This window comes from Mycobacterium shunyiense (genome assembly GCF_058270075.1).
The window spans coordinates 832,083-847,867 of record NZ_JBZDPU010000015.1 but is presented as its reverse complement, the minus strand read 5'-3'; the positions used below and the strand labels follow the sequence as shown (position 1 = coordinate 847,867).

The window sequence follows — 15,785 nt, the reverse complement described above, 5'->3', positions numbered from 1 at the left end:
GGTTTCAGGACCGCAGCCACTCCAGCAGATCCGCCATGATGGTCTCGGCGCGGGTGGTCGGCATGCCGTGCGGGAAACCGGGGTAGCTCTTGAGGGTCCCGTTGGGCAGCAGCTTCGCCGACAGCGGACCAGAATCCGCGTACGGCACGATCTGGTCGTCTTCGCCGTGCATCACCAGTGACGGCAAGGTGATCTTCTTGAGGTCCTCGGTGAAATCCGTCTGGGAGAAGGCGACGATGCCGTCGTAGTGGGCCTTGGGGTCGCCCATCATGCCCTGGCGCCACCAATTGGCGATGATCGCCTCGCGGGCAGGCTGGGGAGTTTTCTCCTGTTCGCGATTGAAGCCGTAGAACGGACCTGACGGCAGGGCGCGGTAGAACACCGAGCGGTTCGCCGCCAGCTGCGCCTGCAGATCGTCGAACACCGACTTGGGCAGGCCGCCCGGGTTGGCGTCGGTCTTGACCATCAGCGGCGGCACCGAGCTGATCAGGACCGCATGCGCCGCCCGATCCAGCCCGTGACGGGCCAGGTAGCGCACCAGCTCACCCCCGCCGGTGGAGTGGCCGACGTGGATGGCGTCGTGCAGATCGAGGTGCTTGACCACCGCGGCGAGGTCGTCGGCGTAGTGGTCCATGTCGTGACCGTCGGCCACGTGGGAGGAGCGCCCGTGCCCACGCCGGTCGACAGCGACAACCCGATAGCCGTGCTGAAGGAAGAACAGCATGAACGTGTCCCAGTCGTCGGCGGACAACGGCCAGCCGTGACTGAAGACGATCGGCTGGCCGGAGCCCCAGTCCCGATAGAAAATCTCGACATTGTCAGAAGTCGTGATCTTAGGCATGTGCTCGACGCTACGCCCATCCGCGCTTTGCCGGCGGGGTTCTCGGCCTAGTTCTTCTGCTGGGCGGCCAGCCACGGGATGAGGCCGCCGGCCAGGACGTGCTGGATCTGGCGCGATGAAAGTCTGTGCTGCACCGGGAAACTCGTGCCCTTCGTGGCGTTGGTAACGGTCATCGGAAGGCCGTCGGTCAACGCCTGGCGTACGTTGGTGAGGGAAAGCACGTCACCCTGAGCGACGCCGTCGTAGTCGGCCGGATCGACGAATTCCAGTGCCAGCACACCGAAATTGGCGAGATTTTGCCAATGGATACGGGCGAAGGACTTGGCGATCACGACCTGCAGCCCGAGATAGCGTGGCGCGATCGCGGCATGTTCGCGCGATGAGCCCTGACCGTAGTTCTCCCCGCCGACGATGATGTGGCCGTTCGCGGCGGACTGCGCCCGTTCCGGATAGCTCTCGTCGATCTGGGTGAAGCTGAACATGGCCAGCTTGGGAATGTTGGACCGGAACGGCAGGGCACGCGCGCCTGCCGGTGAGATCTCGTCGGTGGAGATGTTGTCGCCGACCTTGAGCAGGACCGGGGCCGTCACTGCATCGGGCAGCGGGGTCAGCTCGGGAAGACTGGAGATGTTGGGGCCCTTGACGACCTCGACGGCCCGGGCCTGCTCGAGTGCGACCGGGGCGACCAGCATGGCGGTGTTGACGCTGAAATGGGTGGGCAGATCGAGCTCGGGATACTCGATGCCGTTGTCGGCGGCCCACTGCCGCGGATCGGTGATGACCCCCGTGATCGCCGATGCCGCAGCGGTTTCCGGTGAGCACAGCCACACCGAGTCCTCCTTGGTGCCGGACCGGCCGGGGAAGTTGCGGGGCATGGTCCGCAGCGAGTTCCGGCCAGTGGCCGGAGCCTGGCCCATGCCGATGCAGCCCATGCAGCCGGCCTGATGGATGCGCGCGCCGTTGATGACGAGTTGGGTCGTGGCGCCCATTCTCGTCAGGTCGGTGAGGATCTCGCGGGAGGTGGGGTTGACATCGAAGCTGACGTCGGGCGAGGTCTGGCGGCCGTGCACCATGGCCGCTGCGATCGCGAAGTCGCGTAATCCGGGATTGGCGCTGGAGCCGATGACGACCTGCGCGACGGGCTCACCGGCCACCTCCGACACCGGCACGACGTTGCCCGGCGACGACGGTCTGGCGATCAGCGGTTCGAGCACCGACAGGTCGATGACCTCGTCGATGTCGTATTGCGCGCCGTCGTCGGCGACGAGTTCGGTCCAGTCGTCACCGCGATCCTCGCCGGTGAGAAAGTCACGCACCGCTTCGTCGCTGGGGAAGACGGTGGTGGTGGCCCCGAGCTCGGCGCCCATGTTCGCGATGACATGCCGGTCCATGGCCGACAGCCCGGCCAGACCGGGACCGTAGTACTCGATGATGCGGTTGACGCCGCCCTTGACGTCATGGCGCCGCAGCATTTCGAGGATGACGTCTTTCGCCGAACACCATTGCGGGAGCTCGCCTTCCAATCGGACGCCCCACACCTGAGGTGCCCGCAGGTGCAGCGGCTCGCCGGCGATGGCCAGCGCCACTTCGAGCCCGCCGACACCGATCGCCAGCATTCCCAGTGATCCGGCTGCCGGAGTGTGGGAGTCCGAACCCACCATCGTCTTGCCGGGTATGCCGAAGCGCTGCATATGCGTGGGGTGGGAGACGCCGTTGCCGGGCTTGGAGAACCACAGCCCGAAATGTTGCGCCGCGGTCCGCAGATATTCGTGATCCTCGGCGTTCTTCTCGTCGGTCTGCAGCAGGTTGTGGTCGACGTACTGAACGCTGACCTCGGTGCGGGCGCGATCGAGCCCGAGTGCTTCGAGCTCCTGCATCACCAGCGTTCCCGTCGCGTCCTGGGTCAACGTCTGGTCGATCCGGATCGCGATCTCGTCCCCGGGCGTCATCGACCCGGAGACGAGATGGGACCCGATCAACTTCTGTGTGACGCTCTCCGGCATTCACCTAGCGTTCCCGCGTGCTCACGCCCCGAAACCGAGCTCACCATCCCCGGGCGAGCAGACACGTAGGTACCCCGGGTAATGGCGTTACGGGGTACCGGAGCGTCTGCTCGCCGGAGGAAACTCGCGCCGGGAAGGTCAGCCCTGGGCGAGCACCGACACCGGCTGCCACTGCTCCCACGTCGCCAGCCGGCTCTCGTAGTCGGCCCTGGCCAACTGCAGGGGCAGCTCACCGAAGAACACCCGCAGCGGCGGGTTCTCGGCGTCGACGATCTTGAGCACCGCCTCGGCCGACGCCTTCGGATCGCCGGGCTTGGCGCTGCGCTGGGCGCGGGCGCGTTGCGCGGCCTCGCGGGCCTCGTCGTAATCGGCAAGCGGGGCAGCATGTCTGGCCGAGGATCCGGCCCAGTCGGTGGAGAAGCCGCCAGGCTCGATCAGCGTCACGTGCACACCGAACGGTGCGACCTCTTGGGCCAGTGACTGTGAGAACCCTTCCAGCGCCCACTTCGACGCGTGGTACATGCCGACCAGTGGAAATGCAGTGATGCCGCCGATCGAGGACACCTGGATGATGTGCCCGCTGCCCTGGGCGCGCAGATACGGCAGCGCAGCCTGGGTGACCCACAGCGCGCCGAAGACGTTCGTCTCGATCTGGTCCCGCGCGTCGGCCTCCGACAGCTCCTCGATGAACCCGAACTGGCCGTAACCGGCATTGTTGACCACGATGTCCAGCCGGCCGAAGTTGTCATGGGCCTGTTTGACGGCGGCGAAGTCCGCCTCTCGGTCGGTGACATCAAGGCGGATCGGCAGCAGCGCGTCGCCGTACTTGTCGGCCAGGTCGGCCAGCGTGGCGGTGTCGCGTGCGGTGGCGGCCACCTTGTCACCACGGTCCAGGGCTGCGATTGCCCATTCCCGGCCGAAACCCCTCGATGCACCGGTGATGAACCACACTTTTTCGCTCATGATCAACCCTTCGACGTTTCGTTCCCTGCAGTTCAGCGGTCGGACGCAGCCACCCATTCCCCGGCCGTCCGACTTGCAGGAAGTCCACAGGGAGCCGCGACGGTGCGCCACGGTTTCGGTCACTGTCAATCTATTGAGCACCGCCCGGTAGCGTCAGCACCGTGAGTCGAGCGAGCCTGGAGAAGAACCCCCACGAAGTGGCATCGATGTTCGATGCCGTGGCGCGGCGCTACGACCTGACCAACACCGTGCTATCCCTCGGACAGGACCGGTTCTGGCGTCGGCAGACGCGTGCGGCGCTCGGCATCGGTCCCGGCGACAAGGTGCTGGACCTGGCGGCGGGCACCGCGGTGTCGACGGTCGAGCTGGCGAGCTCCGGCGCGTGGTGTGTGGCGGCGGACTTCTCGGTGGGCATGCTCGCCGCCGGGGCATCGCGGCCGGTGCCGAAGGTGGGTGCCGACGCCACCCGGCTGCCGTTCGCCGACGGGGTGTTCGACGCGGTCACCATCAGCTTCGGGTTGCGCAACGTCGTCGACCATGTGGCGGGGCTGCGGGAGATGGCCCGGGTGACGCGGCCGGGCGGCCGACTGGTGGTGTGCGAGTTCTCGACGCCGACCAACGGTGCGTTCGCCACGCTGTACAAGGAGTACCTGATGCAGGCGCTGCCGCGGATGGCCACCGCGGTGTCGAGCAACCCGGATGCCTATGTGTACCTGGCCGAGTCGATCCGCGCCTGGCCGGATCAGGCCGAGCTGGCCCGGCGTATCGGCGAAGCCGGCTGGTCACAGGTCAAGTGGCGCAACCTGACCGGCGGTATCGTGGCGCTGCACGCGGCGACCAAGCCGTCCCCCTGACTCCATTTTCTCTCTCCCGAGCCGAAATGGCATTCCAGCAGGAGTTGTTCGAGTAACCACCTGCTGGAATGCGGTTTCGGCGGATTCTTACGACAGCACCCGACTGGTCAGTACGAACCGCCGCAGGGACCGACGGTCGCGAGCGCTGATCACCGTGCCGGTCAGTTCGGCCGCCCGGGGATGCTGCAGCGCCCGGATCGTCCGGCGCGGCACCGCCCGTGGCCACCAGTCCGTCGGCGCGAACATCTGCCGGCGGAACGGCTCGAAGTGCTCACCCGCCACCAGCTGGGTGTGGCAGGCGTCCTCGAAGTAGGTGCAGAACTCGGGCCAGCTCGCAGGCATCGGGCGCGCGGAGATGCCGTAACGCCCATACCACGCGCAGCACTCCTGGTAGAGCTGCTCGTGCTCGCCTTCGTCCAGCTTCCGGATGAACGTATTCACCATCGTCACAATGCTTTCCACATATGTGGCGTGCTGGAAGTGGAAGACGTCGGGGTTCAGCGCGTGGTACTTGTTCCCGGCCGGGTCCCGGCCTTTCACGTCCTCGTGCGCGAAGCGGATGTAGGGGCGCATGTCGATGTCGGTGAAGGCGATCCTGATCGCCTGGGTCACCGTGCGTTTGTGGTGCAACCACACCCGTCGGTGCAACAGCGCATGCTGTGTGATCCCGGTGGCGATCGTCGGATGCAGTGACTGCAGGCAGACTGCCCTCGGCAGGACGAACAGGAACCGCCGGTCCTGCAGATAACGCGACAGCATGGTGTCCGGGCCGAGCCCGGCCGCCACGGAGGTCAGATCAGCGCCTTCTTGCGGCGGATCCGGCGGCGCAGGTCCTTCATCAGCACCGCATAGTTGCCGTTGCGCAGTGACTTCGGCAGGAAGCGGTTGACGAACGCCACGAACAGGAAGAGATGCTCGAAGCGGCGCCGGTCGGTATCGGTCCACTCCAATTCCATCGCGTCGCGGAACACCGGCGCCAGGAAGCCGATGGTCAAGAACCGCAGCAGCGGCGCCAGCATCTTTCGCATGGGCCAGTTGATCATCCGCAACTCCACCAGGACCATGAGGTAATCCCGGACGAACGGGGTCATCTCGACGCGTTCGCATGCGGTGTTCCAATACGCATCGAAGTCCGCCCTGGTGGCCGGCCACATCTCCTCGAGGACCTGCAGCGTGGTGCCGATGGTCATCGCACTCTGGTAGAAGGTCTCGGCCTGTTCCTCGGTCATCGTGCCGTAGAGCAGCTGATGGGTGTCTTCATAGAAAATGAAAAGGCATGCCGCCACCCACAACTGCAGTTCGCGGTTGAACGCGTTGTACTTGACCGGGCTGTCCTCGGTGGACCGAACCTGCCGGTGCGCAACGTTGACGGCTTCGCGGTAGGCGTTCTTCTCCTCGTCGGTGCCGAGGATCGCCACGGTCAGGTATTGCGCCGTGGTGCGCAGCCGCTTCCACGGGTGGTGCACCAAACTTCCTGATTCCACCCGGCTTTCGGCGACGCCGTACCCCACTTCGGGCCAGCTCATCTGCATGATGACATTGGCCGCCGCTCCGGCGGCGGACCAGAAGTCCAGCGCGTCCGAGAGGTCGACGTGTTTCTTCCGGATCCACCGCGGCACCCGCTGCGTGACGGTGATGCGGGTCTCGGCGGTGGTCAGCCGCGGCTCGGCGGCCAGGTCCACGTACGTCGCTGGCATGGGGGACTCCTCTCGGGGGCGAAACAGGGCTAACAGCGGGTTACACGGTCTGCACGTCGTCGACGATCCAGCGGTCGTCGCTGCGCACCAGCTTGACCACCATCCGGTACTTCTGATTACTGCCTTGTGGTGCAGTCACATTGGTGACGTGTTGATCGACGAAGGCGACGACGGTGGCGGTGTCGCCGTCGAGACTGTCGACGACCACGTGATCGGCCGTTGCAGTCGCGACACCCTTGCTGGTCACCACGATGTCGCGCAGCGCCTTGACCATCTCGTCGTACTTGGCCGCGAATCCGGGGGTGGAATTGGCGACGATGTGCTCACGGTTGGCGTCCATCTTCTGGTAGTCGAATGCAGCCATCGCCACCAGATAGTCGCGGGACATCGCCACGGCGTCGGTGCGCAGTGCGTCGTCGCGGCGGTGGTGGTATTCGCCGAGCGACAACACCACCAGTGCTGCCACGGCGGCGACGGCGAGCAGTGCGACCAGAGCCGTTGCGATCCGGCGCTTGAGCCGGCCGGGCGCAGTGGGTTCGGAGTCCTCGGCCTCTGGCTCGTCGACGTCGGGTTCCTGGGCATCCTCGGCGGCGTCTTCGGGGACATCCTCGGGGACATCGTCGGAGGGCTTGTCCAATGTCAGCACCGATTCCTTGCGGTCGTCGTCGACAGTGTCGTCGGTGCCATCGGACTCGTCGGAATTGCTCACTGTGGGCCACCTTTCAGGATGCTGCGCCATTTGTAGGCCAGCTGGGCCAGGGTCGGGATCTTGACCGGGTCACTGACCACCTCGGGTCCGATCGGATGTCCGGGGGTCTGTGAGTTCTGCAGGCCGAGATCGTTGGGTCGGGGTGCGTTGACCGCCCCCCGCATCAGCATGTCGGGTGCGGGCGGGCAGTACATCACCAGGTTGGGTTCGGTGGGACTGACATCGCCGATGACCCGCCGGTCGACGTCGTAGTTGCACACCGGTCCCTGCGTGGCGATCAACGAGAAATCCGCCCGGGTCTGGCCGGTGGCGTCGACCTTGACGATCGAGGTCAGGTCCTGCAGACCCTTGGGGATGGTCGTGAGCCCCGTCTGCAGCGAATCAGTACGGTCACCGATGATCGGGGTGACGGTGGCCAGGTTGGCCAGGGTGGCGCCGAAGGTGCCCTGGTAGGTGTCCAGCACCCGCTGCAGGGATTTCAGCGCGGCGGGGGACCGGTCGGTCAGGTACAGGAACGCCGGGCCACTGCCATCGAGCTGATTGGCCAACCGTGAGCTGGCGGCCATGCCGCGCACGAACGGGTCACCCTGACCGGCCATGGTGGTGACCAGCTCCGCGGTGCCCTCGATCAGCGGCTGCAGTTGGCCGGTCTGGTTCCGAATCCGGGTGGACATGTCCGACGCGTTGTCGATCAACATGGCCAGATCCGGTCCCAACCCGTCGAAGGCGTTCGACAGTTCGGTGCCGACGTCTCTGACCGCCCGGGTGTCAATGCCTTTCACCAGTTGTGCGGTGTCGCCCATGATCCGGTCCATCTGGATCGGTTGACGGTCGGCGGGTGCGGCGATGGTGTCGCCGGACGCCAGGTACGGACCGGCGTCGGATTGCGGCATGATGTCGACACTCTGGATGCCGGCGGCCGTGCCCATCCCGACGGTCAGGATCGCGTCGCGCGGGATCCGGGTGTCGGGATCGATCGCCAGCCGCACCATCGCGGTGCCGTCGGGGGACAGCCACACGTCGTCGACGGTGCCGACCTGCACCCCACGCACGGTGACGCTGGTGCCCGCAGTGAGTCCGAACGCGTCGCTCATCGTCGCGGTCAGGGTCATCGGTGTCCGGAACCCTTGCGGTCCGGCCACATAACGAATGCCGAACGGGATGACGATCACGGCGATCACTGCGAAGATCGCCAGCTGAACCACTACCAGGCGCCTCAATTCAGACCTCCCGACAAGAACCCTTCCAGGGCGACGTCCCCGGTGATCGGGGTGCCGTTGACGATCAACCCTCCGGTGAGGAGTTTGTCGATGGTGCCCGGGATGTCCAGGGCACCATCGAACATCAGGTAGTCGCCGTGTACCGAGCTGCCGAACTTCTCCAGGAAGTTGTTCATTGCCCTGAGCATCCCGCCCAGCCGGTCGTTGAAGGCGCCCATGGTCTGCACGACGGTGCCGGCGTCGGACACCATGGCGTTCAGATCGGTCGAGGAGAGCACACTGTTGGCGGTGGCGGCCAGCGCGGTGGTGGAGGAGAACAACGTCTGCAACTTGGCCCGCTGGACATCGAGCATCGCCACCACCTTGGGCACGGCGTCGAGGTAGCCGGCAACGGTTTTCTGCTCGTGGCCGAACTGTCCGGTGATGTTGGCGGCCAGGCTCATTGCCTGATCGAACTCGCCCTGATGTTCGGAGGCCTTGGCGGCCAGCAGCGACATCGAGTCGATCAGTCCGCGTACCTTGTCGGCCCGGCCGGCGAAGGCCTTGTCCAGTTCAGTGACGATGGTGGCGAGCTGATCGACGCCGCTGCGGGACAGCAGCGCCCCGAAGGTGGCCAGTGCGCTCTCGATCTGCGGCCCCAGCTCGGTGTGACTGGGCGGGATCACGTCGCCGTCGCGTAACGCCCGCTGCGGAGCCAGCTGTGCGCTGCTGAGCCGGACGAACGGATTGCCAAGGGCTGAAGGCAGTTCCACGCTGGCCACGGTCCCGGAGTCCAGGCCGTCGGCGTCGGCCAGGCTCAGCTGCACCGAGGCGCCCGAGGCGGCCAGGCTCATCCCGCTGACCCGGCCCACCACCTTCTGCCCGTTGCGGACGTCGGCCCCGATGGTGATGCCGTCGGCGGTGGGCAGCACCACGGTGACGGCCATCGTGTCGCTCGGTGAGGTACGGCCCAGGGGCAGGTCCTGAATTCCGATATCGCTCAACGCCCATACGCTCGCGGCGGCGACCACCAGCGCGCAACCGGCGGCCGCGCCCCGCAAGGTGGGTTTGGGCAGGGATCTAGGCATGACCGTTCACCTCGGGTACTTCGGGTTCGGCGCCGGGGCGTTGCCGGTGACGGCGGACACGATGCCCAGCGGGTCCGAGCGGCTGATCGGGTAGGAGATCGGGTTGGTGATCCCGGCACCTACACACATCGGCAGCATGTTGCGGTCGCAGAAATTCTGGGCCGCGGCGAACTGTGACAGCACCGTGGACACGTTCAGCCGGATCCGGCCGCGCCGGTCCTGGCCGATGGTGTTGGACAGGTTCTGCATCATCAGCGGCACCAGGTCCATGAACTCGGCCAGCTGCGGTTGCTTGGCCGTCAGCACATCGCCGACGGCGTTGAGGTTGGCCGCGATCGTGCCCAGATCGTCACCGTGCTGGGTGACGAAGGTGTCGACCTGATCGAGCACCACCTTCAGATCGGCCATGGGCTGGGCGATGTCGACGTTGGCGTCGGCCCAGCTGCCGCCGACCTGACCGAGTTCGTCGACCATCTGGTTCAGCGACACCTGGCGCTGGTTGAAGGCCGCCATCAGGGTGCTGAGGTTGTCCACCACCGCACCGATGTCCTCGGCCCGCGCACCCACTACGCCGCTGGCCGCACTGAGATTGCGCATCGCGGAGTTGAACAGCTTGCCCTGATCGCGCCACTGGTCGGCACCGCGGGTGAGCACCGCGCCGATGTCGCCCTGTTGCGGCCCGATCGCCGAGGTCAGTGTGCTCAGGCTGCCCAGCATGGTGTCGAAGGTGATCGGGGAGTGGCTGTGGTCGGCCCCGATGACGTGTCCGTCGGCCAGCGTGGGGCCCGTTCCGCTGTAGGCGGGGCCGAGTTCGACGCTGCGATCACTGATCAGGGCCGGGCTCACCACGTAGGCATCGGGTTCGGCGGGCAGCGCGACATCGTCGGGCAGCGTCATGGTGACCCGCACCGTGGTGCCCTGTGGCGTCACCGCGGTGACCCGTCCCACCGGCACCCCGAGCACGGTCACCTTGCTGCCCGGGTAGATGCCGTTGATGTAGCCGAAGTCGGCATGCACCGTGCGGGCCCGATCGGTGCGGCCGAACACATACCAGCCACCGGCGGCCAGACACAGGACGACGATCAGCGCCGTCGAAATCCGTCGAGTCATCGGCACTCCCGCTGAACATTGAGGAAGCACAACAGGTTGTCGGGCATCACCACGGACGGCGAGTTGACGTCGGCCCAGTTTCCGTTGCCGGTGGCATTGGTGACCGCACGGATCGCCGGGGGCATCTTCTGTAGGGTCTGGTCGATCTTGTCCACATTGGCTTTCAGGGTTCCGGTGACCACGGTGAGGCCGGTGATCAAACTGCCGAAATCGGCCTGTTTGTCGGTGTAGATCTCGGCCAGGTGCCGCATGATCGCGGTCAGGTTGGTGACGATGTCGGCCAGCGCCTGACGGCGGGCGGCCAGTGAGGACACGATGTACTGCGCATTGGCCGCGGTATCAGCCAGCGAATCGGTTTGATGCGACAGCATTTCGGCCATCGACCGGCTGATCCGCAGGATCTCGTCGATCTTGTCGCCGTTGTCGGCGAAGGCCGAGCTGGCGGCGCTGATCCCGGCCAGCGCCTGGCCGAGCTCGGTGCTGTTGCCGGGCATGGTCTCGACCAAGGTGTTCATCATCGCCGTCAGCGGCTGCTGGTCGACGTGCTCGGCAGTGTCGGCGGCCTTGCGCCCGACTTCGTCGAGGCTGTACGGAACCGTGGTGCGCGACAACGGAATGACGTTGGAGTCCAAACCATTGACGGTCCCAGCGGGCATGACGTCGAGGAACCGCTTACCAAGCACGGTTCGCAGCCGCACTGTGACCGTGGTGCGGTTGCCGAGGGCCTGAGCCTTGTCCAGCCGGAAGCCGACCCGTACCCGGTCGACGGCCAGCGCCACGTCCTCCACCCGCCCGGCCGGCACCCCGGCGACGTACACCGGATCGCCGCCGGTCAGCCCGCTGGCATTGGCCAGCTCCGCGACATAGGAGTTGGTCCGCACGTGGTAGACCGCGCGGGGAATCCCGATGGAGACGACCATGATGGCCACCAGGGTGATGGTGCCGATCATGCCCAGCGCCAACGGGATTGATGGATTGTGTTTGCGCTGATCCTTCACGAAGAGGAAGATCACCGCGCCGACGAAGAGGTCGATCAGTTTGACGAGGAACATCTACTGACACACCTCTGAATGCGTGTAGCCGAAGATGTTCGCTTCGTGGCTGCGGATCTTGAGGGTGAAGTTGCACAGGTACAGGCTGACGAACCCGCCGTAGCTGGAGGTCCGGTTGATGGCATCGCCGAACTCCGGCAGCCGGGTCAGCAGCTTGGTGAATTCCTCGGTGTTGGGCTGCCAGGTCTGCAGCATGGAATTGAGATTGGTGATGGTGTCTCCGTAGGCGGCGCTGGAGTTGTTGACCGTGTTGGCCAGGGTGGCCAGCACGGCGTTGCCCTGGTCGATGAGCATCTCGAACTGCCGGTCACCGGAGGTCACCGCCGCGCTGAGCCGGTTGAGTCCGGTGAGCATCTGCTCCAGCTGCGGTTGTCGGGTGTTCATCGTGCGCATCAACGTCGACATGTTGTCGATGAGCTGGGTGAATATCCCCGCGTTGTTGGTCAAACTCGATGTCATGGCGGCGATCTGGGTGAGCAGTGTCGTCAGGGTCTGGGCCTGGCCACTGAACGTCTCGACGAATCCCCGGGTCAACGTGTTGACCTGTTCGGGGGCCAGCGCGTCGAACAGCGGCTTGAATCCGTTGAGCAGTGCGGTCAGATCGACCGCCGGCGAGGTCTGGGCCAGGGGGATAACGCCCCCGGCGGCCAGTCGGGCCGGCGGTTCGTCGGTGGAGACGTCCATGATGGCTCCGCCCGGATCGGACAGTGCCACATAACGGGCACCGAGCATGTCGCCATAACGCACCGCGGCGGTGACGTTGCTGGTCAGGGTGAAGTCAGAGTTGACCTCGATGTCGACGTCGGCCCGGCTGGTGCCGTCGGTGTTGGGGGCGAACCGGATCGAGTCCACCCGTCCGATCCGAATGCCGTTCATGGTCACCGGGTTTCCGACGTTGAGTCCCTCGACGCTGCTGAACTGTGCCTGGTAGGTGACGGTGCTACCGCGCACCGGCACCGACAGGGTGTTGATCACCAGCACCGCGCTGAGCACCCCGGCCGTGCTGAAGCCGCCGAGCTTGACCCACGACTGCCACCGTCCGTTCCGGTTCATGAGACCTGCACTTCCGTGCCGCGTACCAGCGGGCCCAGCATCAGTACCGTGGCGATGTTCGGTTGCGTAGAGGGGGCGCCGGCCGGGGGGACGAGTTCGTCCTGCAGCACTGCCAGGGCATGGGCCTGGCCGTCGGCGTCGACGACCGCGGACGCCGGCGCCGCGGCGACTGCCTCGGCGGGAAGCGGTTCCGTGGGTATCGGCGCGGACCGCGGCAACCCGGGTCCCGGCGGCAGATACGAGTGCGTCGGCAGGTGCGGAGCCGGGGCCGTGAACGGCGTGACCGGAAGGTCGGCGGCCGGGCGGGCCAGCACGTCGGCGGGCTGATCCGGAACCTGGCCCGACGGAGCCGATTCCGCGCAGCGGGCACCTTGGGTGGCGCCGTAGACCGGACAGTCCTGCATCGAGTACGGCATCGGTCCGGCGAAGGTCGCCACGGCGGTGATGTTGAACTTGCCCGTCGCGAACACCTTGGCGCCGGCCTCACCGAACGACTGCGCGCCGGCCAGGGTGTCGACCAACCCCAGCGGCTGGGCGGCCGTGGTCGCCATGATCTTGCCTGCCGCATCCACCACGGTGATCAACTGCTCGCGGTGATCGGCCATGAACGAGGTGAGCACCGAGGAGAACCGGGCGAAACCGTCGATGGCCGAAGCGAACTTCTTCTGGTCGTCGACCATCCGGTTGGACACCGACGTCGCCGCCGACAGCGTCGAGATGATGTCGGGGGTGGCGGTGTTCAGCGAGGCCATGACGTCCCGGAATTGCGGTGTGGTGTCGAGGAATCGCACCAGTGACGGCGTCAGCACCTGCGCGCTGGCGCTCAGATTGTCGATCGTGGAACCCAGTTCGGTACCGCGGTTGCGCAGCGACTGGCTGATCGCGGTCAGGGCCGTCTGCATGCGCTCGGGCTTGATCTGTGAGAACAGGTCGACGATCTTGGTGAACACGTCGTAGAGGGCCATCGCATCGGGGCTGTCGTCGATCGACACGGTGTCGCCGGCCTTCAGGCCCGTCGGGGACCGGTTGCCTTTCGGGTCGACGAGTTGCAGGTAGATGTCGCCGAAGAAGGTGCGGGGCACGATCCGCGCGACGGCCGAGGACGGGATGATGCCGAGGCTGTCGGGCTCGATCGCCAGCCTGACGCGGGACGTATGGGTGCCCGACTCGATCTCGGCGATGCGCCCGACGTTCACGCCGTGGTAGCGCACCGGGGATCCGCCGGTGATGAGTCCGGCCGACACCGGAACGCCCACGAACACATCGGCGCTGCGTTCCAGATGTCCCGATGCCCGGGCCATCAGCACCGACGCCACTGCTACCGCCACGGTGGCGGCGGCGAGGCCGCGCAGGGCCAGTCGGGCTCGGCTGGGTTCCGAATACCTGCGTCGCCTGCCGAATCGTTTGAGGCGCTTCACATTCCCATCCCGGGGATCTCGGGTACCAGGCCCCACAGCGCGAAGGTGAGCAGCACGTCGAGGATGCCGACCGCCAGGATCGCGGTGCGCAGGGCCCGGCCGGCGGCCTGCCCCACCCCGGCGGGTCCGCCCGAGGCGAAGTAGCCGTAGGTGCAGTGCACCAGGGCGACGACGATCGCGAAGACGACGGCCTTGATCCCGGAATAGAGCAGGTCCCGGGGGCCGAGGGCCAAGTGGAAGAAGTAGTCATAGGTACCGGGGGAGGCGCCGTTGAAGATCACCACCACGGTCCGGGTGGACAGGTAGCTGGCCAGCAGGCCGATCATGTAGATCGGGATGACGCAGACCACCGAGGCCAGCACGCGGGTGCCGACCAGGTAGGGGATCGACCGTAGTGCCATGGCATCGAGCGCGTCGATCTCGTCAGAGATCCGCATGGCCCCGATCTGCGCGGTGAAGCCCGTCCCGACCTTGGCCGCCAACGCGATTGCCACCACGACCGGCGCCAGCTCGCGGGTGTTGGCGATCGCGGCCAGCATGCCCGACAGGGTGTTCATCCCGACCAGGTCCAGGCCGCGCTGGGTCTCGACGCCCAGCATCATCGCCGCAGCCAGCGACATCGCGAACACGATGCCGATGGTGCCGCCGCCGGAGAGCAGGGAGCTGGTGCCGAAGGTGACCTCGCCGATCTGGCCGAGGGTGTGCTTGCGGTAGCGCACCAGTGCATACGGCAGTGAACCGAGGACCTTGGCGTAGAACGTGACGTGCTGACCGGCGACCGCCAGCGCGTCGTACCCGGCGACTGCGGGTCGCGAGATCCGGTGCAGGGCAGCGCCGCTGGAAAGCGCGGTCATCGGTAACTGCCCACGGCCGGAACCACCACGGTGTACAGCGCGGACATGGTCGTGTTCAGGATGAAGACCAGGGCGAAGGCCAGCACCACGGCCTCGTTCACCGCGTTGGCCACGCCGCCGGCGCCGCCCTTGGTGTGCAGGCCCTTGAAAGTGGCCACCAGGGTTGCGGTGAGGCCGAAAACAGCCGACTTGATCAGTGCCATAACGAAATCCGACACCTGGCCGTACTGACTGAACGTGGCCAGGAACGTTCCGGCGGGCAGGTGCTGCACGCTGATGTGGTACAGGTAGCACGCCATCACGCCGCCGAAGGTGACGATCGAGCACAGGGCCAGGGCCACGATGACGGCGGCGACCAGGCGCGGTGCGACGAGGCGCTCGATCACGTCGAGACCCATGACCTCCATCGCGTCGATCTCCTCGCGGATGGTGCGCGATCCCAGGTCCGTGCAGATCGCCGAACCGGCCACGCCGGCCATCATCAGCGCGCACACCAGGGCCGCGGCCTGGCCGACGATGATGAACGCCACCACGGCGCCCGAGTAACCGCCGGCGCCGATGCGCCCGGCCAGCTCGCCGACCGACACGGCGATGAACACCCCGATCGGCATCATCAACAGCAGGGCCGGGCCGGTGCACACCCGGCCGATGAACAGGGTCTGGTTGACGACTTCGTCGAGCACCAGGCGTCGGCGTACCACCGCGGTGACGACGCTGACCAGCGCCTGCACCGAGAAGCCGAGCACGTAGCCGCCCTGGACCAGGACGTCCCGAACGGGGCCCTTGGACGCCGGTAGCTCGTAGGTCATCGAGTTCCTTCCCCGCTTGTCGTGGCATGCGCGGGGCCGACCGGTGACCACCGGCTGTGCTGGAGCACGTTTCGACCCCCCGGTCGTCTGTGGAGCATGTCACATTTCGGGACGCGTTCGCAAGAATTAAGTGAA

General features: G+C 66.3%; 15 protein-coding genes. 1 reads left to right on the top strand and 14 read right to left on the bottom strand.

What is annotated here, in order from left to right; translation table 11 throughout:
- Nucleotides 1–4: 4 nt before the first annotated feature.
- The 3 genes from AC4ELH_RS18340 to AC4ELH_RS18330 form a co-directional block, all read right to left on the bottom strand.
- A complete protein-coding gene (locus AC4ELH_RS18340) occupies nt 5–841 on the bottom strand; it encodes an alpha/beta fold hydrolase (protein ID WP_448443705.1) in 837 nt (278 codons plus the stop codon).
- 47 nt (nt 842–888) lie between these two features.
- Entirely contained in the window at nt 889–2,844 is a 1,956-nt protein-coding gene (locus AC4ELH_RS18335) for an aconitate hydratase (RefSeq protein ID WP_498885843.1), read from the bottom strand.
- Between the two features lie 138 nt (nt 2,845–2,982).
- A complete protein-coding gene (locus tag AC4ELH_RS18330; protein WP_064957038.1) occupies nt 2,983–3,807 on the bottom strand; it encodes an SDR family oxidoreductase in 825 nt (274 codons plus the stop codon).
- Nucleotides 3,808–3,968: 161 nt separating this feature from the next.
- Between AC4ELH_RS18330 and AC4ELH_RS18325 the strand changes: the two genes are divergently transcribed.
- Nucleotides 3,969–4,661, top strand: a complete 693-nt coding sequence (locus AC4ELH_RS18325) for a demethylmenaquinone methyltransferase (protein WP_055110371.1) — start codon at nt 3,969–3,971, stop codon at nt 4,659–4,661.
- An 87-nt stretch (nt 4,662–4,748) separates the two neighbouring features.
- Here AC4ELH_RS18325 and AC4ELH_RS18320 read toward each other — a convergent pair whose 3' ends face one another.
- The 11 genes from AC4ELH_RS18320 to AC4ELH_RS18270 are packed head-to-tail and all read right to left on the bottom strand — an operon-like array spanning nt 4,749 to nt 15,650.
- Nucleotides 4,749–5,447 (bottom strand): oxygenase MpaB family protein, encoded by a 699-nt coding sequence (locus AC4ELH_RS18320; protein WP_498885840.1) that lies wholly within the window; start codon nt 5,445–5,447, stop codon nt 4,749–4,751.
- A gap of 5 nt (nt 5,448–5,452) precedes the next feature.
- Nucleotides 5,453–6,358, bottom strand: coding sequence for an oxygenase MpaB family protein (locus AC4ELH_RS18315; RefSeq protein WP_055110359.1), 906 nt, complete (start codon nt 6,356–6,358; stop codon nt 5,453–5,455).
- A 40-nt stretch (nt 6,359–6,398) separates the two neighbouring features.
- Nucleotides 6,399–7,067, bottom strand: a complete 669-nt coding sequence (locus AC4ELH_RS18310) for an Rv1363c family protein (protein ID WP_498885838.1) — start codon at nt 7,065–7,067, stop codon at nt 6,399–6,401.
- The gene (locus tag AC4ELH_RS18305; protein WP_498885836.1) at nt 7,064–8,287 is read right to left on the bottom strand and encodes an MlaD family protein; all 1,224 of its coding nucleotides are present in this window, start codon (nt 8,285–8,287) and stop codon (nt 7,064–7,066) included. The genes AC4ELH_RS18310 and AC4ELH_RS18305 overlap by 4 nt, the downstream gene beginning before the upstream one ends.
- On the bottom strand, nt 8,284–9,354 hold the full coding sequence (locus AC4ELH_RS18300) for an MlaD family protein (protein WP_498885834.1): 1,071 nt from the start codon (nt 9,352–9,354) through the stop codon (nt 8,284–8,286). Before AC4ELH_RS18300 ends, AC4ELH_RS18305 begins: the two co-directional genes overlap by 4 nt.
- Before the next feature lie 6 nt (nt 9,355–9,360).
- Nucleotides 9,361–10,464 carry an MCE family protein gene (locus AC4ELH_RS18295; RefSeq protein ID WP_498885832.1) on the bottom strand — a complete coding sequence of 368 codons (1,104 nt, stop codon included), beginning with the start codon at nt 10,462–10,464 and terminating at the stop codon, nt 9,361–9,363.
- Nucleotides 10,461–11,516 carry an MCE family protein gene (locus AC4ELH_RS18290; protein WP_498885831.1) on the bottom strand — a complete coding sequence of 352 codons (1,056 nt, stop codon included), beginning with the start codon at nt 11,514–11,516 and terminating at the stop codon, nt 10,461–10,463. Before AC4ELH_RS18290 ends, AC4ELH_RS18295 begins: the two co-directional genes overlap by 4 nt.
- Nucleotides 11,517–12,569: an MCE family protein gene (locus AC4ELH_RS18285; RefSeq protein WP_064886791.1), complete on the bottom strand. Its 1,053-nt coding sequence runs from the start codon at nt 12,567–12,569 to the stop codon at nt 11,517–11,519.
- On the bottom strand, nt 12,566–13,987 hold the full coding sequence (locus AC4ELH_RS18280; RefSeq protein WP_498885829.1) for an MCE family protein: 1,422 nt from the start codon (nt 13,985–13,987) through the stop codon (nt 12,566–12,568). The genes AC4ELH_RS18285 and AC4ELH_RS18280 overlap by 4 nt, the downstream gene beginning before the upstream one ends.
- On the bottom strand, nt 13,984–14,841 hold the full coding sequence (locus tag AC4ELH_RS18275) for an MlaE family ABC transporter permease (protein WP_110916754.1): 858 nt from the start codon (nt 14,839–14,841) through the stop codon (nt 13,984–13,986). The genes AC4ELH_RS18280 and AC4ELH_RS18275 overlap by 4 nt, the downstream gene beginning before the upstream one ends.
- The gene (locus AC4ELH_RS18270) at nt 14,838–15,650 is read right to left on the bottom strand and encodes an MlaE family ABC transporter permease (protein ID WP_055111544.1); all 813 of its coding nucleotides are present in this window, start codon (nt 15,648–15,650) and stop codon (nt 14,838–14,840) included. Before AC4ELH_RS18270 ends, AC4ELH_RS18275 begins: the two co-directional genes overlap by 4 nt.
- Between the last annotated feature and the right edge of the window lie 135 nt (nt 15,651–15,785).